The following is a 25,456-nucleotide window of genomic DNA, read 5'->3' as shown; positions in this document are numbered from 1 at the left end:
GGCCAGGAGGGAGTGGTCGCGCGTGATGGCCTGCAGGCGGTCTTGGTGCAAGAGGTAGGCGCGCGAATCGCCCACCTGCGCGATGACCATGCGAGGGCCGTCCAGCACGGCGGCGGTCATCGTGGTGCCCATGCCCTGGCGCCCCAGCCCCTCGCGCGCGGCGCGGATGACGGCGCGATTCGCCTCCACCACGGCGCGGGCGAGGTCGTCGCCGTCGGCCGTGTGCGGGGCGTGGACGACGAGCGACTGGATGGCCACTTCGCTCGCCACTTCGCCGGCCGCATGGCCTCCCATGCCATCCGCCACGGCGAACAGGGGCGGAGTTACGGTCAGGCTGTCTTCGTTGTGATCGCGCACCAGGCCCACGTCTGTCCGCGAGCCGTACGAGAGCATCGCGCCTTTTGCGTGGCGGCCGCGCTGCGCCTTGGGCGCCTTGGCGGCGGACATTATTCAAACCTCACGCGCATGGCAACGTCGCCCACGTTCACCACGTCGCCGTCGCGCAGGGCGACGGGCTCGGCGATGAGGCGTCCGTTGACGGCGGTTCCGTTGGTGGATCCCAGGTCCTCTACGAAAAGGTTGGATCCCATAAGGTTAAAGCGGGCATGGCGTCCCGAGACATAGCTTGCGCCAATGACGATATCGGCGCCTGGCGCGCGTCCCACGATTACGGGGCCGCGCACGGCCATGCGCACGCCGCGCAGCTCTTTGGGGCCGCGCTCAACGGACACATACCATGATTTTTCCTTGGCGCGCTGGCCTTTGACCAGGCCGATGCCCGTTTTCATGAGCGCGAATAGGAACAGATAGAGCAGAGCCACAAACAGCAGACGCCCCAGGAGAAGAATGACGTCGATCACGGCAGGCTCCTATCGCAGCGTGAATACGAACTCGGTGACGCCTAGGGTGATGCGGTCGCCGTCGGTCAGGCCGCGGCGTTGCACGGGCATGCCGTTGACCAGGGTGCCGTTGGTGGACCCCAGGTCGGTGATGACCCAGATGCCCTGGGGCTCGAATTCGATCTGTGCATGCTGGCGCGAGGCGTTGAGGTCGTTGATCACGATGTCGTTGCCGGTTTCGCGGCCCAGCAGCACTCGGTTGGTGGCCAGGTCGTAGGAGCGGTTGGATGCGATGTCGATGAGGTGTGCGCGCACCATCGCCTGGTTGGGCACCGGGGCGGCTTGGCCTGCGCCCGCCGCGAACGCGACGGTGTGAGGAACGCCCTGCATGGCGGCAGCGCCCGCTGCGCCGTATGCGGGATTCGCCATGGCGCCGGCAGCGGGGTAGGCCCCCATGCCGGCGGGATAGGCGCCTGCGGCAGGAGCCTGCGGGAACGCGCCCATCTGCTGCGGTTGCACGGGGCGGCCGTACTGGTCATAGGCTGCGGGCTGCTGTGCCGCCTGGGCGTAAGGATTTTGCTGAGGGGCGCCGGAGGCCTGCGCGGCGGACGCTTCCTGCTGAGCGTTCTCGTCCGCCTGGCCCGCCTCGTTAGCCTGCATCGCCGAGCCGTCGGCGCCGGGCAGGGGCTCCTCGTCGGAGAACGTGCCGGCCTCATGACGCTCAGGCTGCTGCGCGCTCTGCTCCTCCTCGCGATAATCGGCGAAGTTCTTGCTGTTGAAGGTGTATTCGCCGTAGTCTACGGAACGATCGATCTCCTCTTCGGGAACGTAAGGCAGGGGAGGCTTGGCCGCCGGCTCCGCGTCGAATACGGGGGGGACGGAGATGCCCGAGGGATACGCGCCCTGAGGCGCTTGTGCAGGGTATGCGCCCTGACCTGCCTGAGCGGGATACGCTCCGCCCTGATGGTAGGGGTCGTTTGCCGCGGCGGCGCCATAGGGCTGCGCGCCGTAGGGCGCCTGGGCGGCGCCGTAAGATTGTTGGGCGGGAGTTCCGAATTGCTGCTGCGCGCCGCGAGGCTGGCCGCTGCCGTAGACAGGGGCGCCGTAGGCCTGCTGGCCGTAAGGCTGCTGGGCATACGGGTCGGCCTGCGCAGGCGCGGGGTTGGAGCCGCCCATGCCGTAGCGCTGCATTTCTTCTGCGCGCAGCTGCTCGATGATGGGCGCACTCACCACTTCGGCAATCACGTCGAACTTGCCATGCTTGAGACCCTCGTCCACGATGAAGCGCACGAGCGGCTGGCCGTCCATGGACAGGCCGTCGGATGCGGCGGACGCGGCAAGGCGCGTTTCGCACTCGCCTGCCAGCGTGGGGTAGAACCCGAACAGACGCTGATCGTCATCGGGGTTCACCAGCACGGTGTAGAGGGTGGGGGCGTATTGCTTGCCGGCGCTCACCATCTTTTCGCGCCTCATCTGCTTTTCCGCCTTTTTCATAATCTGGACGGGAGAGATGGGGGCGTTGCGCATCCCGCCGGCACCTTCGAAGGTGTCTTCCATCTTGCCTTCGAACTTGGAGAAGATTCCCATGGTCGACTCAAGCCTTTCTGCGTTTATGGTCTGAGAGCCTAAGCAAATATAGTAACCAACCAACTATAATAAGCGCCAATTGTAATTGAAAGGTCATACGGGTGGAAAATCTCATCTTGAACAGATATCGCCCGCTCGGAGAGGCGGGTCGTGGCGGATATGGCGTGGTACAGGTGGCGTGGGACACGCGTATCCAGCGCCGTGTGGCCATCAAAATGCTGCATTGGGATCCGTCTGTCGTTGGGGCCTGCGAGGGGCCGAACGCCGCGCGCGGGCCGTATGCGGCTCAGGCGCCGGGGGCTGCGTATGATGCGCGCCAGGCGCCGCGCGACATTCCTGGTCTTGCCGAGGCGCGCACGGCCGCACTGCTTTCCGGCGACCATATTGTGGGCGTGTACGATTTCGAGGTGGATTACCGCAACGCCACGGCGTATCTCATCATGGAGTACGTCGACGGCATCACGCTGACCGACCTCATGCGCGAGTTCGCGGGCCCGCTTCCTCTCAACATTGCCACCTGCGTGTTCGATGCGGTGGCCGATGCATTGGCCAAGGCGCACGCCAATCAGGTTCTGCATCTGGACATCAAGCCCGATAACGTGCTCATCAACCGCCAGGGGCAGGTGAAGGTGTCCGACTTCGGCCTGGCGCAGCTGTCGTGCGAAGCGGGATTCGGCCAGGCGGCGGGCGGCACCATCGGCTACATGCCGCTCGAGCAGATGCGCCTCGAGGCGCCCGACGTGCGCACCGACGAGTGGGCGCTTGCCGCGCTGACCTACGAAATGCTTACGGGCGACAACCCGTTTTTCGCCGAAACGCTGCATGAAGCGGAGGTGGCGATTGAAGAAGCCGAGCTGGTGATTCCTTCCGTCGTGCGCGACGATATCGACGAAGAAGCCGACGAGGCCATCTTCGGGGCGCTCGCCATCGAGCGCGACTACCGCTTCGATTCGGTGGCGCTGTTCGCCGACGCGCTCATGCCGCATCTGGGCGACGCGCGTCGCGGCATGCGCGAGCTTGCGGTGCTGGTGGGTGAGGCGTGCGACGACGCCGAGGAAGACGATGCCACCGAGCCCATGCCGCGCTATGTGCGCGAACGCGTGAGCCTCATGGATCGCTTGGACGAGCGTGCGCAGGCGGTGTTGTTCCGCCTGTGGGCCGCTGCTGCCTGCGGATTTATCGCGTTCGAGGCGGCAACGAATATTTCTGCGCTCTACACGGTGGCCGGGCGCGAGACCCCGGCGTTTTGGGCGGTGCTTGCCGTGTGCATCGTGGCAGCAATCGTGCTTCCCGCTGCGGGGGCGGCCGTCGCCATCATCGCGCTTGCGGCTGCGCTGTTTGCCAACGAAGCGTACGTTCTGGGAGCCGTGTTTCTTGTCGCCGGGGTTGCCTGGTGGGCGTTTGTCGGCCGGCGAGGACACGCGCAGGCGGGCGCGGGCGTTTCCGGGGTCGCGCTGGGGGCGTTTGGCCTGGGGCCCCTTGCGCCGCTTTTGGCGGGATATTTCCTGCGCGTTCCGGGCGCCGCTGCCACGGCGGCGTTTTCGGCCCTGACCGCCTTTGTGCTCGCATGCTCGGGAAGCATGTCGCTGACCGGGTGGAACGTGTTCGTGAACGGGCAGCTTTCCAACCACATGCAGGCAAATGCGCTGGCGCTTCTGGGCGATCCGTCGATGTGGATTCAGGCAGTGTCATGGGTGGCCGCCGCTGCGTTGCTCGCGTTGTTCTGCGGCCGGGGAAGCCGGCCCTGGGCTATTGCAGGCGCGGTTGTTGCGGGCGTGACCATGCTGGCGGGCTGTGCGGCGGGCGGCGCTCTGGAAGGCATGGGCGCTGTCATCGACTTTGCCGACGTCATTCCCGTGCTTGTTGCCTGCGTAGTGATTGTTGTGTGCGCCTCCGTGGCCGGCGTTCCGCTGCGCCCCGACCTGCCGGAACGCGATTGGGACCCTTATGGCGACGTGCCGGACGGCTATGCTCCACGCGATAGACGGCAGCATCCCACACGCAGAAGGTGAGAAGGCTGCGTGCCGGTCGCTTCTCGGCGCATGGGTGCCGACGTATTGGACGGTCGGCACTTCTTGCTAAAGCCACGCGCGACGCGATGGCAGTACGTTCGTTGCGGTAAAACGCGCGCCGCTGTTGAGGTTTCTGACTCCTTTGTGCGGGCGCGCATCGTGTGTGCTAAGTTAGTTTCCGGATGCTCTCGCCTCGGCGCGGCGTTATCGCTTTCGTACGAAATGCCATAGCGCGAGGCGTTTACTGACTTTTGGGATGAAGGGGATGACAGTGCTCGGCGTTCTCATTATGAATACAGGTACTCCGGACGAGCCGACGCCCGAGGCTATCAGGCCCTATCTCAAGCAGTTTCTTTCCGATCGTAATTTGATCGACATGCCGCCCGCATTGTGGCAGCCTATTCTGAACCTGTTCATCCTTCCGAATCGACCCAAGCGCACGGCGCCGCTTTATCAGGCAATATGGATGCCTGAGGGCAGTCCGTTCATCAAGACTTCGCTTGAGCAGCGTGATGCGCTTGAGGCCCGGTTGGGCGAACTCATCAGCGAACCGGTGACCGTCCAGGTTGGTATGCGCTACGGCAATCCTTCGACCGAGCTGGCCTTGGTGAAGCTGCGCAATGCGGGTGCTGACACGATTGTCGTGCTGCCGCTGTATCCTCAATATACGAAATCGTGCGCCGGCACGTGCTTCGAAGAATTCGACCGTGCATTTGCGCGCGTGTATGGGCATGCGCCTGAAGGAGGGAATAGGGAAGACGCGGCGCCGAATGGCGATGCTCTGCGCACTGCGGGTTCCCCGACATCGGCCGCAGCCCCGACCGCGAACGCGCCGCGCATTGTGCGCATCGGCCATTACTGGGATGCCCCGGGCTATTTGAAGGCGCTTGCGTCGTCTATCAGGCGTTCATGGGATTATGCGCCTGGCTCCAAGCTGGTGGTTTCATTCCACTCCATTCCTATGTCGCACGCCAAGACGGGCGACCCGTACCCCGAACAGACCCTTGCTACAGCGCGCGCCCTGGCCGATGAGCTGGGCATTCCGCGTGGCGATGTGCGCTTGGCATACCAGTCGCGCTTCGACAGCCGCACGTGGATCGGGCCATTTTTGGAGCCGGTTTTGTCGCGTCTGGCGAAGGAGCAGACCAAAAACGTCGCCGTGGTGTGCCCCGGCTTTTCGGCGGACTGCCTGGAAACGTTGCACGAGGTGGGAGATCTTGCTGCGCGGCATTTCGCGGAAGAGTGCGAGCGGTTTGGGAATGAAGGCGCTCGATTCTCTTACATCCCCGCTCTTGGCGCCGATGCGGCGTTCATTGAATCGCTGGCACATGCGGTCGCATGCAAGGTGAACGCCTGACGAATGGCGTGACCCGCTGGTTTATGGCAGTTTGCGTGCGGTTTGGCGAAAGGGCGACACGGCCCGAAGCCTTATTCTCGGCGTAGTTCTGACTGAATAAGCTGCTGGGCCGGTTGTCGGCCGGCAAAATGCAGTTGCTGCGGTCCATGATTGCCGTAGGGGCATGAAAATTGGAGGATTTCTTTTATCTCCTTGACCTGAAGTCCACTCTAAGTGGTTCAATGCAGCCAAAGAGCGAACGGGTTGCGGTGTCGCATTGCGGGGCCTGTCGCGGGTGCGTGCGACTGTTTGTGGCGTTGGTGGTAAAAGCGCCGGTGCGCTGCAACCCCTGCATCGCGTCATGCGTCGAGCGCCAAGGGAAAGGTGTCAGTATGAAAATCGCCGAAGTGAGCAAGCGCTACGACATTTCGGCCGATACGCTGCGCTATTACGAGCGTGTTGGCTTGCTGCGTCATGTGCCGCGCACCGAGAGTGGCATTCGCGAATATAACGAGACGAACTGCAGCACCATCGAGTTCCTGAAGTGCATGCGTGCGGCAGGCGTGTCCATCGAGGCTCTGATCGAGTACATGGATTTGTTCGACGAGGGCGAAGAGACGGCTCCCGCGCGCAAGGCCTTGCTCGAGGAGCAGCGCGATTTGGTGCGTGAGCGCATTGCTGATCTGCAGGCGGGCCTCGACCGCTTGAATTACAAGATTGCGAACTACGAGACCATCATTCTCGAGGCGGAGAAGAGCATGCGTCCTGGTGCGGAACCTGCGCAGCCCGGTTCGCGTTTGTGCGATTCGTGCGGCGAGGGGCAGGCGTAATGAGCGCCTCGCTCCAAAGCGTTACGGAGGGTAGCGACGCGTCGGTCCCTTTCGGCGGCGAGCTCTCCTGGGAGGATGCGGTGGCCTCGCTTAGTCCCGACGAGCGCTACGGCCTGGCGTTTTCCGGTGGGTGCGACTCGTCGTTTCTGCTGGCCGTCATGCGTCGCGCCGGGCTGGACGTGAAGGCGTACATGGTGATGACCGCGTTCCAGGCGCCGTTTGAGCTTGAGGATGCGCGGCGCGTCGTTGAGGAGACGGGTGCGGAATTCGAGTTGATACGCGCCGACATTCTCTCGCAGGCCGACGTGTGCGCGAATCCGCCCGATCGGTGCTACCTGTGCAAGCGGTTTATCTTCGGCCAGGTGCTTGCGGCGATGGAGCGGGATGGACGGCGCGTGCTGCTTGATGGGACGAACGCGACTGATGATCCCGCGAACCGACCTGGCTTCCGTGCGCTTGCGGAACTGGGCGTGCGTTCTCCGCTTCGTGAGGCGGGGTTCACGAAGGACGATGTGCGTGCGGCGTCGCGAGCCATGAGTCTGTCCACGGCCGATAAGCCCAATTTCTCGTGTTTTGCCACCAAGGTGCCACCTGGAGAGCCGCTAACGCGCGAATCGCTTGGCCAAGTGACGCACTCATTAGGAATGCAGCTATCTATATGTTAGTAGAATCAGAATAGCTAGTAAGTATTATTAGGTATTAAGACTTAAAATAGATAGTAAGTTACTAATAGAAAGTATAGAGATGACCGACATGCCAGAAGGATACATAGACCTGGGCTATGCCAAGCCGGACACGCAGCGCGAGGAGCGCACCGGTGTTGCCGAGGTGATTTACGGCGAAGGAAAAACTGCCGATCAGATTGCTGGCATCGTGACCGCGCTGCGCGATGCGGGGCAGACGCGCGTGCTGATCACGCGCCTCGATTCTGAGAAAGCTTTTGAGGTCAAGGCGCTTTTGGCGGCGTGCGATGCTGACGTGTTCGAATATCGTGAGACGCCGCGTCTCGGCATCGTGGGCGGTTTGCCCGAGTCGGACGGCGACGCCTACGTGTGCGTTGCCTGCGCGGGCACGAGCGATTTGCCCGTTGCCGAGGAGGCGGCCGTGACTGCCGAGATGCTGGGCAGCCGCGTTGTGCGTCTGTATGACGTGGGGGTTGCGGGCATTCATCGGCTCTTTTCGCACGCGGATGATATTGCGGGTGCGAGCAGCGTGGTGGCGGTCGCCGGCATGGAGGGTGCGCTTGCCAGCGTGGTGGGCGGCATGGCAAAATGTCCAGTCATCGCGGTGCCCACGAGCGTGGGGTACGGTGCGAGCCTGGGCGGCATCGCCGCGCTGCTGTCCATGCTGAATTCCTGCGCGAGCGGCGTGAGCGTGGTGAACATCGACAACGGATTCGGCGCGGGCTATCAGGCGGCGCTCATCGACCATGCCTGCAAGCGCGCCGCGGAGCGTGCGCAAGAGGCGTGAGCCCGGTTCATGGTGCGAAGCGTTCGGTGTCGAGCTCAAAGTGGCGCGTGAGAGTTCGCAACTCGATTATTTTGGCGTTTCCAAATGGCCTTCTGACCAGGCGATATACTATATAATACCTGGTCAGAGCTCTGCCATTATTTTGGACTTACGAACTCTTTGACTGCCGCCAACAATCTGCGGAGCACGAACGATAGCTGCAAAGGATGACTCTATGGGACGAATGATGTATTTGGAATGTGCGGCGGGCATCAGCGGCGATATGGCCGTGGCGGCGCTGCTTGATTTGGGTGCGAGTGAGGAAAAGCTGCAGAAGGCGCTCGCAAGCCTGCCGGTCGACGGATTCGAGGCGCGTGTGTCGCGCGTGAAGAAGGCGGGCCTCGACGCATGTGATTTCAACGTGGTGCTGGACGCCGTGCACGAGAATCACGACCACGACATGGTGTACTTGCACGGCGGCGGCGATCACAATCATCACCATGAGCACGGCGCACACGAGCACGCTCGCAGTCATCATCACGAGCACCGCGGCATGCCGGAAATCGAGGCCATCATCCGCGCGGCCGATATAACCGACCGCGCCAAAGACCTGGCCCTGCGCATCTTCGGCATCATCGCACGTGCCGAGGCGAAGGCGCATGGCGTGTCGATTGACCAGGTCCATTTTCACGAGGTCGGTGCGGTGGACTCCATCGTCGACGTGGTGGCGTTCGCTGTGTGCTTCGATGACCTGGGGCTTGATGATGTGGTGGTGGAACGCCTGTGCGAGGGCCGCGGCTCGGTGCGCTGTCAGCATGGCGTGCTGCCTGTGCCGGTGCCTGCCGTGTCCAACATCGTCACCGAGGCAGGCATCCCGCTTTCGATCATGGATGCGCAGGGCGAGTTCGTCACGCCTACCGGCGCCGCTCTTACCGTCGCCGTGCGCACGCGCAGCACGTTGCCCGAGTGTTTCACGGTGCAGCGTGTGGGGTTGGGCGCAGGCAAGCGTGCCTATGCAGTACCCAGCCTTCTGCGCGCGATGATTATCGAAGAGGCGACCGACGGGGCGAGGCCGTGTGCTGGTTCGGTTCGCGAGTCGCACATCTGGAAGCTCGAATGCGACGTGGACGATTGCACGGGCGAGGCGCTGGGCTTCGTGATGGAGCGCCTGTTTGCCGCAGGGGCTCGCGAGGCGCACTTCATGCCTGTGTTCATGAAGAAGAATCGCCCGGCGTATCAGATCCAAGTCATCTGCATGCAGGACGACATTCCCGCCATGGAGGCGGAGCTGTTCGCGCATACCACCACCATCGGCATCAGGCGCACCGCCATGGGGCGCACGGTGCTTCCGCGTGAGGAGCTGCGCGCCAGCACGCCTTACGGCGAGGTCCGTGCCAAAAAAGTCACGCTTCCCGATGGCCGCGTTCGCATTACGCCTGAGCACGATAGCGTCGAAGCGGTGGTCGCGGCATCAAGCGCGCAGGCGATTGCGGCGTCTGATAACGGCATGACTTATCAGGAGGCGTATCAATTCGTGATGCGAGCGTTCGACTAAAGGGGCGTCAAGCAATATCGCATCGCTTCCGAGATGTGAGTGACGAATCGTTCCAGCAGCCGTTGTGGTATCATGCCTCCGCTTCAAGAGGAACCTCGCTCCCGCCTTGTGCGGGAGCTTTTTTGCGAAAGGGATGCACATGGCTGAAGGGGCGATGGCGCAGGGCATGCAGCAGGCGTCGAGTGGCGCACAACAGGCGGGCCGTACTCGTCTTGATTTGAAGAAGAGCCTGCTCGTAGGCATGACGCTGTTCTCGATGTTCTTCGGGGCGGGCAATCTGATTCTGCCGCCGCTCCTGGGTGCCCAGGCGGGCGAGGCCGCCGTGCCTGCCATGATCGGATTCCTGGTGACGGCTATCGGATTCCCGGTTCTGGGCATCGTGGCTGTGGCGCTTGCGGGCGATTTGCCCAAGCTCGCCGGCCGCGTGAATGCCCGTTTCGCACTGGTATTCACCGTGCTGGTCTATCTGTCTATCGGCCCGTGCCTTGCCATCCCGCGCACCTCGTCCACATCGTTCGAGATGTTGGCGCCGCTTCTGCCTGAGAGCGTGCCGCTGAACGTGGCGTCCATCGCGTTCTCGGTGGCGTTCTTCGCGATTGCCTACACGCTTGCCATGCGTCCCGGCAAACTCACCCAGGTGTTGGGCCGCATCTGCGCGCCGGCGCTCATCATCCTCATCGTCATCATTGTGGCGTCGTCGATTGTCGCTCCGCTGGGCGAGCCCACGCCGGTGCGTGCGCCGTACGACAATGCGGCGGCGGTGCAGGGCTTCCTCAACGGATATCAGACCATGGATCTGCTGGCGGCTCTCAACTTTGGCATCGTCATCGCGCTGAACATTCGCTCGTTTGGCGTGGAAAAGCCCGGCGATGTGGCGTTCGAGATTTCGCGCGCTGGCGTGGTGGCCGGCGTGTTGATGCTGCTGATTTACTGCGGACTCGGCTTCGTGGGCGTGGCGACGGCTACCTATATGCCCGAGGCCCAGAACGGCGCGCAGCTGCTTACGGCTGCTGCGACCGGCCATTTTGGCCTGGTGGGCACGGTCATCATCGCGGCCATCTTCTTCATTGCATGCCTCAACGTGTGCACAGGTCTTATCAGCTGCTGCTCCACCTATTTCGCCGAGACGTTCCCCAAGCTGCCGTACGCGGCATGGGCGGCGGTGTTCGCCGTGTTCTCGTGCGTGGTGTCCAATTTCGGCCTCACGGCCATCCTCACGTTTTCGGTGCCGCTGCTGAACGCCTTGTATCCCGCCGCCATCGTGCTGGTGATTATGGGCATGCTGCATTCGGCGTGCGACCGCGTCCCGTACGTGTGGAAATGGGTCGTGGGCGTGGTGGCCGTGGAAAGCGTCATCGTAAGCGTGCGCGACGCGTTCTTCGCGGGCGCGTGGCTGCCGTTCGACATGCTGCCGCTGGCCGATATCGGCTTGAGCTGGCTCGTTCCTGCGCTGGTCGCCGCCGTGATCGGCGTCGCGCATTCGCTCGTCGTGAACAAGGGCGGCAAAGCGGCCGCAGGGGAGTAGTTCCGCAGCGAACCGTTGCTGCCGCCCGTCTAGCTAGTTGGCGGTGTCTCTATAGCGCGTTATCTGCTCTTCGAGCACGTTGAAAAGCGCCTGGAAATCGATGGGCTTCGATACGTGCGCATTCATGCCCGCTTCGGTAGTGGCGGCGATGTCTTCGGCAAAGGCGTTCGCGGTGGTTGCGATGATGGGGATGGTCGTAGCATCGCTGCGCCCCATGGCGCGAATCGCCCGCGCCGCATCGCAGCCGTCCATGCGCGGCATCTGCATATCCATGAGTATCGCGTCGAAGGCCCCTGGTTCGCTGGCGGCGAACGCCTCCACAGCTTCTTGGCCGTCAGCGGCGCAGGTGACTCGGACGCCGCGCATGGAAAGCATTTCGACGGCAATCTCGCGATTGATTTCGTTGTCTTCCGCCATCAGCACGCGAGCATCCTGAAGCACGTCGTCGGACGGAGCGCCTTCGCCCTGGTCGTTCGCTGAATCGTGGCCATCGGACGAACTGTTGCCTGCCGTATCGAAGGCGTGGGTGTCATCGGCGAACATGCCGAGGCGCACATTGCCCGTGAACGTGGGTGTTTGCGCATCGGCACCGTGCACGCTGTCGGGTTCCACAGGTTCGTGGAGCTTTTCCGTACCGTCCTTTTCGTCCCGCTCGGCATCTGTGTAATTCGCGCTTTCGAGCGGCACCGTCACGGTGAACGTGGAGCCTTGTCCCAGTTCGCTCTCCACCGTTATGGTGCCGTCCATGCGGTCGACGATGCTCTTCACGATGGGCATGCCCAGCCCCGTGCCGGTCACGTTGCGCGAGCTGAATGTGGTTTCGCGCTCGTAAGGGATGAATATCCGCTCCATGAACTCGGGCGACATGCCAATGCCGGTGTCGGAGACGATGAACTGGTATGAATTGTGACGTTCGCCGCACGTCGCTTGGCGCACCTCAAGCGTTACCGACGCCCCTTCGTCCGAGTACTTCAAGGCGTTGGACAGCAGGTTGTTCATCACCTGGGTGAGGCGGTTTGCATCGGCGCGCACGAGGGAATCCTTCACATCCACGCTCCACGTGAGCGACTTGCGCTCGCGTCGCGCCTGCGCCTCGAATGTTCCGACGCACGATTTGGCGCATTGCCCCAGGTCAAATACGGTCGACTCCATGCGCAGCGCGTCGCCTTCCTCCAGGCGCGACACATCCAGAATATCGTTCACCAGCGCAAGCATCTGCGATCCCGAGGTGCGGATCTTTTCCAGATAGCCGCGGGTCGCCTGGACGTCGTCGGCGTGCACCTCAGCAAGCTGGCTCAGGTTGATGATGGCGTTCAACGGCGTGCGCAAGTCGTGCGACATGGAGCTGAAGAATCGGTTGCGCGCCTTCTGGCTTCGGCGTGCCACGTCGAGCGAATCCTCCATGAGCTGCAGGCGTTGCAGGTTGGCGCGCTTCTCGTCGTCCACGATGCGGAAGCACAGCACGGCCTCTTCGCTGCTCAGCGATTCGTCCATGAGCAGGCGCACGCTCACCCACAGGTAGCGATCGCCGAACAGGCGCAGGAAATCACCGCCAAAGTCGCGCACGCCACGCGCCACCAGCGACCGCACGTTCTCGAGCGAGAAGTTGCTGGCCAACATATCGCGCGTTTTGGGCTCGATGACGGCGAGCGCGCAGTCGATGAGCGCCTGGTACGAGCCGGTGGCGGGAAGACGGCTGCGCACATAGTCGGAGCCCTTGGTCATCTCGTAGGTGCCTTGGCGGTGGTTGACGCGATAGATGGCGTAGTACGAATTGCCCAGCACGCGAACGGTGTCGTTGGTGCGTTCGACCAGCTTATTGCTGCGGTAATTGCGCACACCCTGCCAAATGGTGAGGGCCAGCAGCAGCGCGAACACGATGCCGAATCCGATGGTGAAGGCGCGCAGGTCGCCCAGAAGCGTGCTGAAGGGCACGGTGACGATGGAAATCCAGCCGTTATCGGCGATGTGATAATACACGGCGCGGACGTTGCCGTTGGGGTCGACGACGGAGGAGTCGATCGCTTCGAACTCGCCTGCGCTGATGCCGGCGAGCACCTGCTTGATGTAGTCTTCGCGTGCCTGCCCCTCGAAAAGCACAGAATCGCAGTACAAAAGCGTTCCGCTGCCGTCGCACAGGTAATAGGAGGAATCCGCGGGCAGGCTGATGGGGTTCGCGCCCTTGGTGCCAAATGCATCGGGGTGGATGTCGAAGGCCAAGATGTCTGGAGTGTCGTTTATCGCGATGGCGATGGTGATCACGGTTTTGCCCGTGATGTGGTCAGTGTAGGCATCGGTGAATACCACCTTCTCAGGGTTCTTAACCGCAAGGGTGTACCACGGGGCGTCCTTGTAGGCATCGCCGGAGAACTTATCGTCTGGGTCGGAAGAAATGAAGCGGCCGTTGACCACGGCGTACGGATAAAGCGCCGTCGCGGGCGTGGCGGCGGTCATGTTCGTGCCTAGCTGCTGAAGCCAAGCGGTGAGCTCTTCGTCGGTCCAACCGGCGTTTACGTAGCCTTCAAAGTATTCGGCTTCCAGCAAGGCGAATTGCTGGTACACGAGCGCGTTGTTCTCTTCCTCGATGGCGTAGCTGTGCGCCAGCGCGTCGCCCATCTGGCGGGCGTTTTCTAGCAGCTTGGTTTGCAGCAGGTTCAGACTGAACAGGGCGACCAGAGCGAACACCGCCACCAGGACCGCGGTATTGATCACGCTGCGAACCACAGGCGAGGTATGCGGGGCCTTGCGCTTGGTGCCGCGGGCTGTCGATTGTGATTTGCCGCCTGTTGAAGGCGCGGCACCGCTTTCCTTGTTCGCCTGGGCGTCATCACGTGCGGTGGGGCCTTCCAGCGGTGCGCTGGTCAGTTCCGTTGATTGGGCGTCCAAAACGTGTTCGTCTTGATTTGCCATGCTTATTCCTGCCTTGTCTCTGCGGTGCGCAGCATCTCAAGGGGCATTATCGCACTCCGAATCGGCATACCGCGATTTTGAAACAATGTGGGCTAACGAGGGTGTGCGCGGCGACGATTTGGGCGTTGGGATATCGATCAAATCGGGGGAGATGCCGTCGGAAGAAGCTTCGTAAAAACGCGTGGGCGCCGCATCGAGAAAGAGCCGTCGCTTACGTTCGTTTTGCTTTGCCGTCAGATTGCCGAAAAATGACATTACGCCGCGTCGTGCAAAGCCTGTCGCGCGGTAGAATAGCGCAGTTTCTCCGCCTGCCGGAATAAGGCGTTTGCGCATCTGGGGCGGTATACGCGTGGCTACCGACGATGCGCGCAAGACGTTTCGTGGCGGGGCAGCGTGCACGCTTCTTCCGCTTGGGGAGGGTTCTTTTCTGGGCTGAGGGTATGCGGCGTAACGTAGAGGTGTTTGGCGCGACGCGCGCGTTGTTGTAAGGAGATTGGGGTCGTGACGAAAAAGCTTGAAGGTCGCGTGCTTTCTGCGCGGCGCAGGCGTCGTGGCTCATTGAAGCCGGCACTTACGGGCCTCACCGTTTTCTCTCTCACATGTCTCTTGCTCGGATCGGTGGTGTATGCGGCTGCGGTCCCGGGGCTCATCATGTCGTCCGATACCATTGCGGCGGTAATTCAGGCCCCCGCAAATCCTGCTGTCGGCTCGCAAAGGCTGATAACCAGCGTGCTCGGAGAGCTGATAGGCGCTGGCGGGTCTTCCCAAGAAGAAGCGGATGCGAAAGAGGGTTCTTCAAGCGGCGGTGCTGCCGGTTCATCATCGGGCGTAGTATCGAGCGTCGGCGGGCTTTCATCCCTCAGCTCTGTTGTGAGTGGCACCCTGCAGGGTTCAGCCGGACTTGATACCGGCGGCGAGGATGGAAACAAAGACGGTGAGGATGCCGAAAGTGGCAGCTCCTCTGGAAACGCCGATAGCAACAAGGGTCAAAACGATGCTGAAGGCGATGCGAAGCCTGATTCGGAGCCGAATCCAAATCCGGATGAGCCGGGTTCGGATGATTCCAAGCCCGAAGGTCCCGAGCCAGAGCCTGAGCCTACGCCCGAGCCCGACGGGCCCGCTCCCGAAGAAGAGGAGGCCTATCATCAGCTGCTTATTGGCTATGCCAACAGGCTGAATGGATACGCAACGCGCGTGATGGAGCTGCGCTCATACTTCGTGGGCGGCGATGCAGCGCCTATGTTCGCAATCTCGATTGATGAAAGAGAAACACTGAAGGGGCAGGCCGAGGTGCTCAAGAGCGAGATGGGCGGCGATTGGGGGTCTTTGCACAACAGTATGGCCTACAAGGACGATTCCCAATGGCAGTCATCGGCGGGAAAGCTCATCAACCTCTTCATGCTTCTTTTTAGGTATTCTGAGCAACTGTCCGGCGCATGGGGGTCAAGCTGGAGCGCTGGCAATGACCTAGCCTCGCAGTGGCAGTGGATTATCGACGGTCTGAACGAGGCCGAACCGCTTTTGGCAGAATATAACGAAAAGGTGAACGCAGGAGTTGGGCTATGAGCCGGCGATTCGGAGGGCCGGAAAACGGCATGAGCGGTCACGACGATTCTCGCGACGGCATCGATTCCGTCATCGAGCTTGAGGCGCAGCCTGAAGCTATTGAGCGCTCTGAGCGTGGCATGCGCCTGGTCCATATCGAGGAATTCGAGTCGCCTGTTGCACTCGATGGCGAGCAGCGCGATGCCTACCTGCGTCGTTTCGTAACTCTCTTCGTGGACGAGGCGCATGTTCGTCGTGGCGGCATTGGGCGCGTTGCGCGTGCGACCAATGCCATGGGCGAAGCGTTTGCGCTTAAGACGCTCGTGCTTCCCGAGCGCGTGGATTCGACCGACGACGAAGAGTATGAACGCCATGCGGAATCACTCAAGCGGGCGTTTCGCCAAGAATACGAATGCCATCGGGCGCTTTCGGGCTTGGCGGGTTTCCCGCGTCTGTACGGATTCGGGCTGGTGGATGGTGCTCCGGCGATTGTCATGGAGTGGATTGAGGGGCAGACGCTCGCCCAGGCTTGTCGATTGCTCGCCGCCGATGACGAAGGGCGCGTGCCGCCTTTGACCGCTGCGCGCATCGGACGCGATTTGTTCGACTTGCTTATGCGTATGGACTTGATTCAAGACGGCATGGTGCACCGCGATGTGTCTATGGGCAACGTAATGGTGCGCACCTCGCGCCTTTCGGTTCTCGAGCAGGCAGATGAGGGCGCCTTCGAACTTTGTTTGGTCGATTTCGGGTCATCGGCGTCAATGGACGAGGGTGTTTCGTTCACTCGCCAGAACATGGTGGCCCGCAAGGCTACGGCGAATTACGCGCCGCCCGAAATGCTTACGGATGATGTTCCCGATCTGGAGCGCTTGCGTAAGTCTCCTGCGATCGATGTGTATGCTGCGGCAAGCGTGGTTTATCACCTGGCGTGCGGGCGTCCCCCGTTTGACCTGGTGGGCGCAGATTCTGACGAAGCGGTTTCTCCGTATCGCGTAAAGACGGAACAAGAGCCGGCGGTTCCCGTCATGGCGCATAATCCCGCCGCCGACCTAGACGCTGTGCTTCTCCATGAGCCGGAAGTCGCGGTTATGGTGGAGCGTTCGGCGGGCGGCATGTCGTCAAGACCCGACGCCGAGGACGTACGAGATGCCCTCGACTACGTTGATGCCCAGCTTGCGGAGCTATTGGCTAAGTGCCTTGCGGTGCCGCAAGGGGCGCGTCCGACTGCGCGCCAGATGCATGGCGCCCTCTCGGCATTCTGTCGCCAGTACGCTGAAAACGTTGAGCGTTCGCTTGCGGGCGAGCCGCTTTTGCCGTGCATGCTTGATGGCGAACCGCAAGGATCTGCCGTGTCGGCGATGGAGCTGCGCGCGATAGTGAAGGCGGCAGCGAAAGCCGCGTCTGCCGCGGTATGGATTATCGTCGTGTGCGCAACGGGTCTGCTTGCTCACGGTGCGCATATTTCGTTCGATTTGGGGCCGCTTGCGTGGGCGGGAAGCGTGAACGGGGCGGTCGTCTCTGCCGCGCTTGCCGTGCCTGGCGTATTAGGATTTTTGGGTAGGTGGCGTGATTCCGGCACATTCCGTGGTTTCGTTCGCGGAAGCGCGTTTCTTGCGCTGGGCGCTCTCGCGGGCGTGGCTGCCTTGCTGAGCATCTCCACCGAATCGCTGGGCGTGTGGCGTGGACTGGCGGCAGCATTGTTTGCGGCGGTGGCGGCAGGATGGTGCCCGCTTGTGGTGGATTACACCTTGGCTGTGGCGCTTCCCACGCCGCGCAAGCCCAAGCGGACGGGCTTGCCCGAGGGCGAAGATGATAAGACCCTTGCGCTTGAAGCGCCGGCAGGGCTCGCCAAAATTGACGAAGCTGCTTCTGGGCATTCAACGTCCGTCGCAGCCCCATCGCATGACGATTCTTCGCAAACCTACGAGAGTCCCCGGGACGACGAGACCTCTCAGGATGGCGACGCCCCTCAAACCGGAAAGGACGAATCATGACGGAAGCCCACCTCACCCCGTGCGGCGCGCTGTTTGCCGCCATGAAGAAATACGGCGGCATGAGCTACAAGGAACTCGCTTCGCTGGTGCTCTCGGGCAAGCCCCTGGCGGACGGGCGCAGTCCTGCGAGTCGCGTAAGCGACCGGACATGGGTATCGCGGTTTATTGTGCATGCGCCGGTAGGCTCATTGCAGGACAGATATTTCAGCGATTTCGGCGTGTCGTCGCTGCGCATCGTGGCGCGTCTTAAGGCGCGCGAAAAGCGTGCGTTGTCAAGCGAGCAGATTCTGGGCTTCATCGTGGGCGATGGCGGCACCATGATGAAGGAGGCGCTTTCGGCTGCGCACCAGGATGTGGCGCTGTACGACAACGTGCTTGCGCGGCTTATCGGCGGGGCGGGCTACACCAACGATGAGCGCGTGGAAATTGCCATGACGCTGTTCGTTGCAGCGGGGTGCACGGCGAATGTGCGCGCTGCTGCTCAGTTCGCAGTCAACTATGCGCGATCGATTCATGGGGACAATCTTGCCACGACGCCCGCCGCAACGCTCGGCGATGCCCAAGAGGCGTCGGGTCGGATTGCTGGTGCGCCTTTTGCCTTGGGTCTGGTTCGCGTGGTGGACGGCTACGTGAAAGGAAGCGCCCACTGGGTGTCGCCTGAAGGCGACGGCGTTGAGATTGGTGCGCTCGCGTTGGGTGAGGATGATATTACTAACGTGGGTCCGCGCGTGTCGGGCCGCCATGCGCATATATGGTGCGACGAAGAGGGCCGTTGGTTCGTTGAGGATTTGGGATCGCGCAACGGCACCGTGGTAATAAACGGTGTCGATCGCAGCAAAACCGTGGTCGCTCCGCCGAAGGGGGAGAAGGGGCAATCGAAGGGTGCTGTGCAAGACGTTGATGCCCAGGACGCGGATGGCGAAGCTGAGCTCGCAAGTGATGGTGCGTCCGAGAACGAGATCGAGCGAAGTGAGGGCAGCAAGCCCGAGCGCGGAGACGGGTCCAAAACTGAGGAATCAATCGTTGAGGTTGAGCCCGACGATCGCATTGACGCGGAACTTGTGGTGTCTGATGCGATAGAAATTCATCCTGGCGACGAACTCATCCTGGCTGGTGACACCGTGTTCGCTCTGGTGGCGGGCCTGCCCGAGTAGTCAAATTCTTCTTGTTCAGACGATGCGCAAGAATGCCCGCGAGCCTTCTGGCTCGCGGGCATGGGGAGGGGCTGGCTTGGTTGAGGGAGGGCCGACTCAGGCCAGGGATTGTCCTAAGAAACCGATAGTCGGAACTACTTCACGCAGGTCTCATAAGCGTTCTTCGCAGCGGTGCGGCCGGAGTAGCAGTTATTGGCATTGCACGATGCGGGGATAGACATGGTGTAGGTCTCGCGATACAGGTTGCAGCAGTCGGTGCCGGCGGAGTACAGACCGGGGATGGGCTCGCCCTTGGCGGTGATGACTTCCATCTTACGGTTAGAGTCGATGCCGCCGATAGAGGTCCAGAACGCCATGTCCTGACGCATGATGTAGAAGGGGCCGGTCTTCACGGGGATCAGGAACTCGGATTCCTTGTCGAAGTCGTCGTCTTCGCCCTTGTCGCACAGCTCGTTGTAGCGCTCGACCGTCGCCTGCAGAGTCGTGGCATCCAGTCCCTGCTTCTCGGCCAACTCGGCAATAGTGTCGGCCTTATAGAAGTTTTCGCCGGGGCACGCTTCCGCAGCCTCGTCCAGGTCGGCGGTCAGCTCGGGATAGTCGTTGGCTTGTACGAAGTAATCGATGATCTCCTGGCTCATAATCTGGTAGGAGGCGTTCTGAGTGTGAACGGCGTTGCCGACGCACTGGGGAACGAAGTGGCCGCAGTTCTCGTTGGTGTAGCGCTCGGCATCTTCATTGACCCACAGGACGGGGCCGCCGCGATGGATGGTCTGGGACATGGTGGCGAAGAAGTCGATGCCGTAAGAGTAGGCCTCGCGCAGGAAGCAGCGCTCGCGGGAAACGTCGTTAGCGCCGGCGGAGATTGCCATGCGCAGGCCGTCACCGTCGTGGCCTTCGATGCCGTTGTTGGTGGAATAGGTCAAATCCCAGCCGCGCTCCAGCATGATTTCCTCATTCTGGGCATAGCCGCCGGAGCAGAGGATGACGGCCTTGGCGTTAACCTGCAGGATGGAGCCGTCCGCCTTTTCGGCATACAGACCTTTGACCTGGCCGTTGTCGATGATCAAGTCAAGAGCGGAGGTCTCGGTCATAACGGTGGCGCCCAGGGATTCGGCGCTTGCCACCATGGGGTCGATGTAGTTGGAACCCTTGCCGTCCTCGAACCAGTGGAAGCAGTCAAATTTGCCCAGGCCGTGGTAATTGTCGATTACGCCGGAGAACTTAACGCCGTGGGATGCCATCCAGTCGATGTCGTCGCCGGAAGCCTCGACCATGTCCTTCCACAGCAGAGCGTTGATGCGGTAGTTGAAGAATTCCTGTTCAGCAGAGATGATCTGGCGGAACGTGACATCGTTGCTCGTGCCCTGGTCTTTCTGCATCTGGGAATTGAGGGCGAACATGCCCTCGGTCAGCTGCCCATTGCCGCCGCACTTGCTGTTCTTCTCCAGTAAGAGGGTGTTCGCGCCGAGCTCGGCCGCCTGAACGGTAGCGGCAACTCCGGAGGCGCCGCCGCCAACCACAACGATGTCCACATCCATGGTTTCGGCGGGCTCGTAGGTTGTCGTAGAGGTTTCGGTTGCGGGGGCATCTGAGCCGTCTCCCGCGGACTGGGGTCCGCAGCCCGACAGCATGCCGGCGGCCGCTACTGCGGCAGCGGTTACACCTGCGCCTCGCAGGAAGTTACGACGAGAAAGATTGATGGTTGCCATGATTCCCTCCTTGAATCGCGTTTGGCTAACGCTTTCCCAGTCATTTTGACCAGCCATTTGCCAGTCTTCATGACGTGCTTTACTATACGGAAAAGCCGTCTTCTGATTTATCGTCTAGGGCGGTGGATTTTGGAGGGGTCGCGCACATTTGCATGTGGGCTGTTTCGGGGGACAAAGACTATAATGCCTGATAAAACTAGTAAAAATGGAATCATAGTCAATGAAGCAGCCTCGGGTGCTTCCGGCGCCGCCGAAATGTCCAAAAAATCTTACTCTAGCGAATGGATGCTCATACATTGCCTTGGTTTTGGCACATGCTGGGGTTGGGTCCATGTGGCGTTCTTCTCCACGATGTTTTTCGGTGCGATGCCCGAATCTCTGGGTCTTTCAAGTTGGCTTCTTAATGCGCTCTCAAATGGCCTGGCGATGGTGGCGCTGGGTTTGCTTTCTCTTTGGTTGACTTCGCGCGCTTTTCGCCGTCTTGGACCTCTGTTTGCGGCATTAACGGTTTTGGGGACCATTGGGTTTTTCTTCGGGCAGTTATTGCCCACGATGTGGGTGTACACTGCTGCCGTTTTATCCGGCGTTGGTACTGCGGGGCTACTCCTTCTTTGGGCAGATGCGTATCGCGACATTCCGCCCGCCTCTGCCAAGCAGCGCACCATTCCGACATCTTTGGCCGTAGGCGTTCTTTATTACCTGCTTATCTGCATGCTCCCTCGTTTGGCCGGCATTGTTGTTACCATGCTACTGCCTGTCATTTCTGTTGCCTTTTATCATCTGAGCATCCGCATGAGTCATAGCGGAGAGGTACGGGAGGCCGAGCAATCAACCGATGCCATGAGCCGTGCGGAAAGTGTCGATCTTGGTGGCGCTACTGCCCCAAAGAAGAGCCGGATGGGTGTCATTCGCGGAGCCATATCGGTACGCTTCCTAATCTTTGTTGGAATTTGTTGCTTGGCGCCTGGCTTTATGCGCGGCTACACAGCGGCATTGCCTTTTGCATCTACAGGCGGTATCGGGGAGGCAATGTTTTCGGGAGTAGCCATTGTGTTGGTGGTGCTGGCGGTGGCGAGCATCGTGCTCTTCGGCGAAACAAAGATAGACCTGGCGTATAAATTTGTGGTACCGCTCATGGCGGCAGGCCTGCTTTTGCTTCCTTTTTTATCTGCGGGACAGGAGACCTTGGCGTCGGTGGTCATCATGTCGGGATATACCCTGCTGGAAATTTATGTGTGGGCTAGCCTGACGGATTTGGCGGCAAACACGAGTGCGCCTACTCCTCTGGTATTTGGCTTGGGTAAGTCCTGTATGAACGTGGGCCTTCTGGCAGGAACGTTTTTAGGCATGAATTTCGGCTCCAGCTCTTCCATGCTCCTAGTTGGTGTGATGGTGTTCATTGTGTATCTGTTCATCGTTATGGAGAACGCAATGTCGCCCGGCATTGGCGTGGCGTTGTCTTTAGGGCATCAGGATGAACGCAAGTCGGGCAAGCGTGCGGCAAAGTCCGACAAAGTTACCATTGAGGAAGCAGCCAAACTCAATCTTTCCGAAATGTTCAACGCGATACTTGACGAGCGATGCTCTATCGTGGCTGCCCGCTATGGGCTTTCCGCGCGCGAGACTGAAGTTTTGGGGCAGCTTGCTCGTGGTCGCAGTTTACAAGCGATTGCAGATGACCTGTGCGTGGCGTACAGCACCATCAAGACCCACACAGATCGTATTTACGCAAAGACCGGCGTTCACTCGCGCCAGGATTTGATTTCTCTGCTAGAGAATTCCGAAAAGTAGGCTGTTCGACGATTCAGATTTGCTGCTCGACCATTGCCATGTCTAGGCGCGTTCTATTGCGAGGGCGGGGTATGCTCTGCTCCCTGGAAGGCTTGGAAAAGCTCCCACGAAGCTGGGCATGCGTTTGCCAATCCGATATTTTCGGGGTAAAACTGCCAATATTTTCGGTATAATCAATCCGATATTTTCGGGGTAAAACTGTCGATATTTTCGGTTTTACCAGATGAGCAAGTTGGTCTTATATGAGTGGAGCAATCAAAAAAACAATTGATGGCATGCCGTATTGGCCTCGACTTATTGACTCTACGGTGGAGCTCCATCTGAAAGCGTTCGGGGCTGTAGAAATTGCGGGCACAATGTGGTCGGGCAAAACGTGGACCGCTCGCGCCCATGGCAATAGCCGGGTTACATTCGACAATCCCCAGGCGCGTGAGCTTGCCCAAATGGACATCGGTGCGGTTTTGAATGGCGATGCCCCTCGCGTCGTAGACGAATGGCAGGAGGTACCTGAAACGTGGGACGCTGTTCGTAATAGAATTGACGAGGCGGGTGGGCGCCGTGGGCTTTATATTCTTACGGGATCCTCGCGTCCCTCTCACGACAAAACTCGCCATACGGGTTCGGGTCGAATATCTAGGCTTAAGATGTGGCCCATGTCTTTGTATGAGTCGGGTAATTCGGATGGGGCGATTTCTCTTTCTAGACTGTTTGAGGGCAACTTCTCTGGTGGTCCGGTAAAAACCGACCTTAACCAGCTTGCAAGGCTTGCGTGCAGGGGCGGATGGCCGGCGGCCTTGGACCTTGACGATGAAACGGCTCTTATCGTGCCGCCGCAGTATCTTGATGCTCTTTTTGCCAAGCAGGACGATGCAGCTCCCGGTAACGAGCGGGAGTTGCGGCAATTTCTCCGGTCGCTTGCGCGCAACATAGGAAGCCCGGTTACGCTTAAGACGCTGGCCAAAGACATGAATGACGAGCCCATCTCGAATTCTTCCGATGCCGAAGAGCGCAGGATGCGGGCGTTTCTCGACTATTTCATTGGTCGTTATGTAGTTTGCGACTTGCACGGATGGGATGCCCCCATCAAATCGCCCCGACGCTTGCGTACCAAGCCAAAACACGGCTTTGCCGATCCATCGCTTCCGGCGGCGCTTTTGGGTGCAAGCCCGGAAATGCTCATGGGGAATCTGCAGCTATTTGGGCAACTTTTCGAAGAGATGTGTCTTCGCGATTTGCGCGTATATGCCTCGGCGATGCAGGGGGCTCAGCCCGATGCGCTGCGATACTACCGCGATTCGGATGGGCTTGAAGTCGACGCGATTATTGAGTTGCGTGACGGCAGGTGGGGCGCGATTGAAATCAAGCTCGGCGCAAACAAAGTGCCCGAGGCGGAAAAGAGTTTGCTCCGTTTGCGTGACAAGGTTGCGGCGAACCCCGCAGCTCGCAACCCGGAGCCGAGCTTCATGTTGGTGCTCGTAGGAAAGACCGATTTTGCCTATCGGTTGCCGAGCGGCGTATGCGTGGCGCCTCTGACGAGCTTGGGGGCGTAGAATGCCGCCCTGCATGCTCATTGCGTGATTTCGGGATGTGTTCATGCGCGGGAAACACGTGCCGCGTAATATAGGCACCGCACGAAAGTTGAAAGCCGGTCGATTGGCCGGCTTTGTAGCACTTGGGGGATGGTTCGGCCGGGCGCCGCGCATGCGTCAACCGAGCGCCGCGCAAGCGTTGCGACATATCCCAAGTGCAAACGTAGTAAGGAGCATGCAGTATGGCTAACGCTACCGAAACGGTTCTCTATCAGCGCGAGGGCGACTATATTCCGCGCGTCGCCGCCGTGCACGATTTGTGCGGCTACGGCAAATGCTCGCTGGGCGTGGCCATCCCCGTGCTTTCTGCCGCGGGCTGCGACGTGTGCCCCGTGCCCACGGGTCTGTTCTCCAGCCATACGGCGTTTCCCGGTTGGTACATGCATGACACCACTGACATCCTGCCCGATTACCTGAACGCCTGGAAGGGCATCGGCGTGGAAATCGATGCCGTGTATTCAGGCTTTCTCGGCGCGCCCGAGCAGGTGGACATCATCCGCGGCATTTACGAGACGTACCCTGACGCGCTGCGCGTGGTGGATCCGGTGATGGCTGACCACGGCAAGGTGTATCCCACTTACACGCCCGAACTGTGCCAGGCCATGGCTGACCTTGCGGCCGATGCCGACATCCTGACCCCCAACCTCACCGAGGCCGCTATCATCCTGGGCGAGCCCATCGGCGACGAGTGGGGCGGCGTGAACATCGATGACGCCGAGGCGGAGCGCATCGTGCGCGCGTTGCTGGACAAGGGCGCCAAGAACGTGGTGCTCAAAGGCATCCAGCGCGGCGACGGCATGATCCGCAACTTTGTGGCTGGTCGCGATTGCGCCTTCTTCGAGGCGAAGAACGAGTATCTGCCCTACATGCTGCATGGCACGGGCGACCTGTACGCGAGCGCCCTTTTGGCTGCCGTTATGGCTGGCCGTCCGCTGGCCGAAGCCGTGACGTTCGCGGGCGATTTGACGCACGACGCCATGATCGTGTCCGCCAAGCAGCCCGACTTCAAGAACCGCGGCGTGAGCTTCGAGCTGCTCCTGGGCAAAGTCACGGATCTTCTGTAATGCATTTTTCCATCCTATGCAAAGAGACAACCGCATCTACGAATGACGACGTGTGGGGGCTTGCCGCTCAGGGAGCCCCTGAAGGTGCGGTTGTGGTCGCGCGCAATCAGAAGCAGGGGCGCGGGCAGTGGGGCCGCGTGTGGGTGAGCCCCGAGGGTGGTCTGTATTTCTCGCTGCTGCTGCGCCCGTCGCTTCCGCAAAACGCATGGCCGCAGCTCAGTCCCACAATCGCTCGTGCGGTGTGCCGCGTGGTGCGCATGGAGTGCGGCGTCGACGATGATTCGATTCGCGTGAAGCATCCTAACGACGTGGTGTGCGACGCGGGCAAAATCTGCGGCATCTCGTTGGAGGCGCGCGACGGTTGCGTGGTGGTTGGCTGCGGCGTGAACGTGTTCCATCCTGACCGCCCCATTGAGACCGACGGTCGCAACGTGCCTGCCTATCTGGTCGATTTGGCCGAAGGCCGTCTTGGCGTTCCGAGCAAGGAATACCTCGATGCGTTGCTCGATGCCTTGCTCGCGGCGATTGCGCACGAGATTGAAGAAATGTAAGCGCCTCTCTCGA

The 25,456-nt window shown here is 60.8% G+C and carries 19 protein-coding genes; 14 read left to right on the top strand and 5 right to left on the bottom strand.

What is annotated here, in order from left to right:
- The 3 genes from Q0J60_RS05045 to Q0J60_RS05035 form a co-directional block, all read right to left on the bottom strand.
- Positions 1 to 447 (bottom strand): protein phosphatase 2C domain-containing protein (locus Q0J60_RS05045; protein ID WP_294439155.1); only part of this gene is annotated, 447 nt, incomplete at its 3' end.
- The gene (locus Q0J60_RS05040) at positions 447 to 860 is read right to left on the bottom strand and encodes an FHA domain-containing protein (protein WP_294439153.1); all 414 of its coding nucleotides are present in this window, start codon (positions 858 to 860) and stop codon (positions 447 to 449) included. The genes Q0J60_RS05040 and Q0J60_RS05045, both read right to left, overlap by 1 nt.
- A 9-nt stretch (positions 861 to 869) precedes the next feature.
- Positions 870 to 2,426 carry an FhaA domain-containing protein gene (locus Q0J60_RS05035; protein WP_294439152.1) on the bottom strand — a complete coding sequence of 519 codons (1,557 nt, stop codon included), beginning with the start codon at positions 2,424 to 2,426 and terminating at the stop codon, positions 870 to 872.
- 101 nt (positions 2,427 to 2,527) lie between these two features.
- Here Q0J60_RS05035 and Q0J60_RS05030 point away from each other — a divergent pair, with 101 nt between their 5' ends.
- The 7 genes from Q0J60_RS05030 to brnQ all read left to right on the top strand — a co-directional run bounded on the left by Q0J60_RS05030 (position 2,528) and on the right by brnQ (position 11,133).
- Entirely contained in the window at positions 2,528 to 4,438 is a 1,911-nt protein-coding gene (locus Q0J60_RS05030) for a serine/threonine-protein kinase (RefSeq protein ID WP_294439150.1), read from the top strand.
- 271 nt (positions 4,439 to 4,709) lie between these two features.
- A complete protein-coding gene (locus Q0J60_RS05025) occupies positions 4,710 to 5,795 on the top strand; it encodes a ferrochelatase (protein WP_294439149.1) in 1,086 nt (361 codons plus the stop codon).
- 371 nt (positions 5,796 to 6,166) lie between these two features.
- Positions 6,167 to 6,604, top strand: a complete 438-nt coding sequence (locus Q0J60_RS05020; RefSeq protein ID WP_294439148.1) for a MerR family transcriptional regulator — start codon at positions 6,167 to 6,169, stop codon at positions 6,602 to 6,604.
- Entirely contained in the window at positions 6,604 to 7,269 is a 666-nt protein-coding gene (locus Q0J60_RS05015) for an asparagine synthase-related protein (protein ID WP_294439147.1), read from the top strand. Before Q0J60_RS05020 ends, Q0J60_RS05015 begins: the two co-directional genes overlap by 1 nt.
- Positions 7,270 to 7,357: 88 nt before the next feature.
- On the top strand, positions 7,358 to 8,074 hold the full coding sequence (larB, locus tag Q0J60_RS05010; RefSeq protein ID WP_294439146.1) for a nickel pincer cofactor biosynthesis protein LarB: 717 nt from the start codon (positions 7,358 to 7,360) through the stop codon (positions 8,072 to 8,074).
- A gap of 214 nt (positions 8,075 to 8,288) precedes the next feature.
- Positions 8,289 to 9,608, top strand: coding sequence for a nickel pincer cofactor biosynthesis protein LarC (gene larC / locus Q0J60_RS05005; RefSeq protein WP_294439145.1), 1,320 nt, complete (start codon positions 8,289 to 8,291; stop codon positions 9,606 to 9,608).
- 139 nt (positions 9,609 to 9,747) lie between these two features.
- On the top strand, positions 9,748 to 11,133 hold the full coding sequence (gene brnQ / locus Q0J60_RS05000) for a branched-chain amino acid transport system II carrier protein (RefSeq protein WP_294439144.1): 1,386 nt from the start codon (positions 9,748 to 9,750) through the stop codon (positions 11,131 to 11,133).
- A gap of 33 nt (positions 11,134 to 11,166) precedes the next feature.
- On the opposite strand, the gene Q0J60_RS04995 is transcribed toward brnQ, so the two are convergent.
- Positions 11,167 to 14,043 carry a hybrid sensor histidine kinase/response regulator gene (locus Q0J60_RS04995; protein ID WP_294439143.1) on the bottom strand — a complete coding sequence of 959 codons (2,877 nt, stop codon included), beginning with the start codon at positions 14,041 to 14,043 and terminating at the stop codon, positions 11,167 to 11,169.
- A gap of 501 nt (positions 14,044 to 14,544) precedes the next feature.
- Between Q0J60_RS04995 and Q0J60_RS04990 the strand changes: the two genes are divergently transcribed.
- Genes Q0J60_RS04990 through Q0J60_RS04980 form a run of 3 tightly spaced genes read left to right on the top strand, consistent with a single transcriptional unit; the run spans position 14,545 to position 18,739 of the window.
- Positions 14,545 to 15,609, top strand: a complete 1,065-nt coding sequence (locus Q0J60_RS04990) for a hypothetical protein (protein WP_294439142.1) — start codon at positions 14,545 to 14,547, stop codon at positions 15,607 to 15,609.
- A complete protein-coding gene (locus Q0J60_RS04985) occupies positions 15,606 to 17,585 on the top strand; it encodes an AarF/UbiB family protein (protein ID WP_294439141.1) in 1,980 nt (659 codons plus the stop codon). The genes Q0J60_RS04990 and Q0J60_RS04985 overlap by 4 nt, the downstream gene beginning before the upstream one ends.
- Positions 17,582 to 18,739 carry an FHA domain-containing protein gene (locus Q0J60_RS04980; RefSeq protein WP_294439139.1) on the top strand — a complete coding sequence of 386 codons (1,158 nt, stop codon included), beginning with the start codon at positions 17,582 to 17,584 and terminating at the stop codon, positions 18,737 to 18,739. Before Q0J60_RS04985 ends, Q0J60_RS04980 begins: the two co-directional genes overlap by 4 nt.
- A 134-nt stretch (positions 18,740 to 18,873) precedes the next feature.
- On the opposite strand, the gene Q0J60_RS04975 is transcribed toward Q0J60_RS04980, so the two are convergent.
- Complete coding sequence (locus Q0J60_RS04975) at positions 18,874 to 20,448, bottom strand: FAD-dependent oxidoreductase (protein ID WP_294439138.1); 1,575 nt, start codon at positions 20,446 to 20,448, stop codon at positions 18,874 to 18,876.
- Between the two features lie 183 nt (positions 20,449 to 20,631).
- Here Q0J60_RS04975 and Q0J60_RS04970 point away from each other — a divergent pair, with 183 nt between their 5' ends.
- The 4 genes from Q0J60_RS04970 (at position 20,632) to Q0J60_RS04955 (ending at position 25,443) form a co-directional block, all read left to right on the top strand.
- Complete coding sequence (locus Q0J60_RS04970; RefSeq protein ID WP_294439136.1) at positions 20,632 to 22,239, top strand: response regulator transcription factor; 1,608 nt, start codon at positions 20,632 to 20,634, stop codon at positions 22,237 to 22,239.
- Between the two features lie 242 nt (positions 22,240 to 22,481).
- The gene (locus tag Q0J60_RS04965; RefSeq protein WP_294439134.1) at positions 22,482 to 23,789 is read left to right on the top strand and encodes an ATP-binding protein; all 1,308 of its coding nucleotides are present in this window, start codon (positions 22,482 to 22,484) and stop codon (positions 23,787 to 23,789) included.
- Between the two features lie 221 nt (positions 23,790 to 24,010).
- Complete coding sequence (locus Q0J60_RS04960) at positions 24,011 to 24,892, top strand: PfkB family carbohydrate kinase (RefSeq protein WP_294439133.1); 882 nt, start codon at positions 24,011 to 24,013, stop codon at positions 24,890 to 24,892.
- A complete protein-coding gene (locus tag Q0J60_RS04955; protein WP_294439132.1) occupies positions 24,892 to 25,443 on the top strand; it encodes a biotin--[acetyl-CoA-carboxylase] ligase in 552 nt (183 codons plus the stop codon). Before Q0J60_RS04960 ends, Q0J60_RS04955 begins: the two co-directional genes overlap by 1 nt.
- Positions 25,444 to 25,456: the final 13 nt, after the last annotated feature.

Source organism: uncultured Slackia sp. (genome assembly GCF_944321625.1).
Classification (GTDB): domain Bacteria; phylum Actinomycetota; class Coriobacteriia; order Coriobacteriales; family Eggerthellaceae; genus Slackia.
Note: the sequence above shows the minus strand (reverse complement) of the source record. Positions and strands in the feature narration are given on the sequence as shown.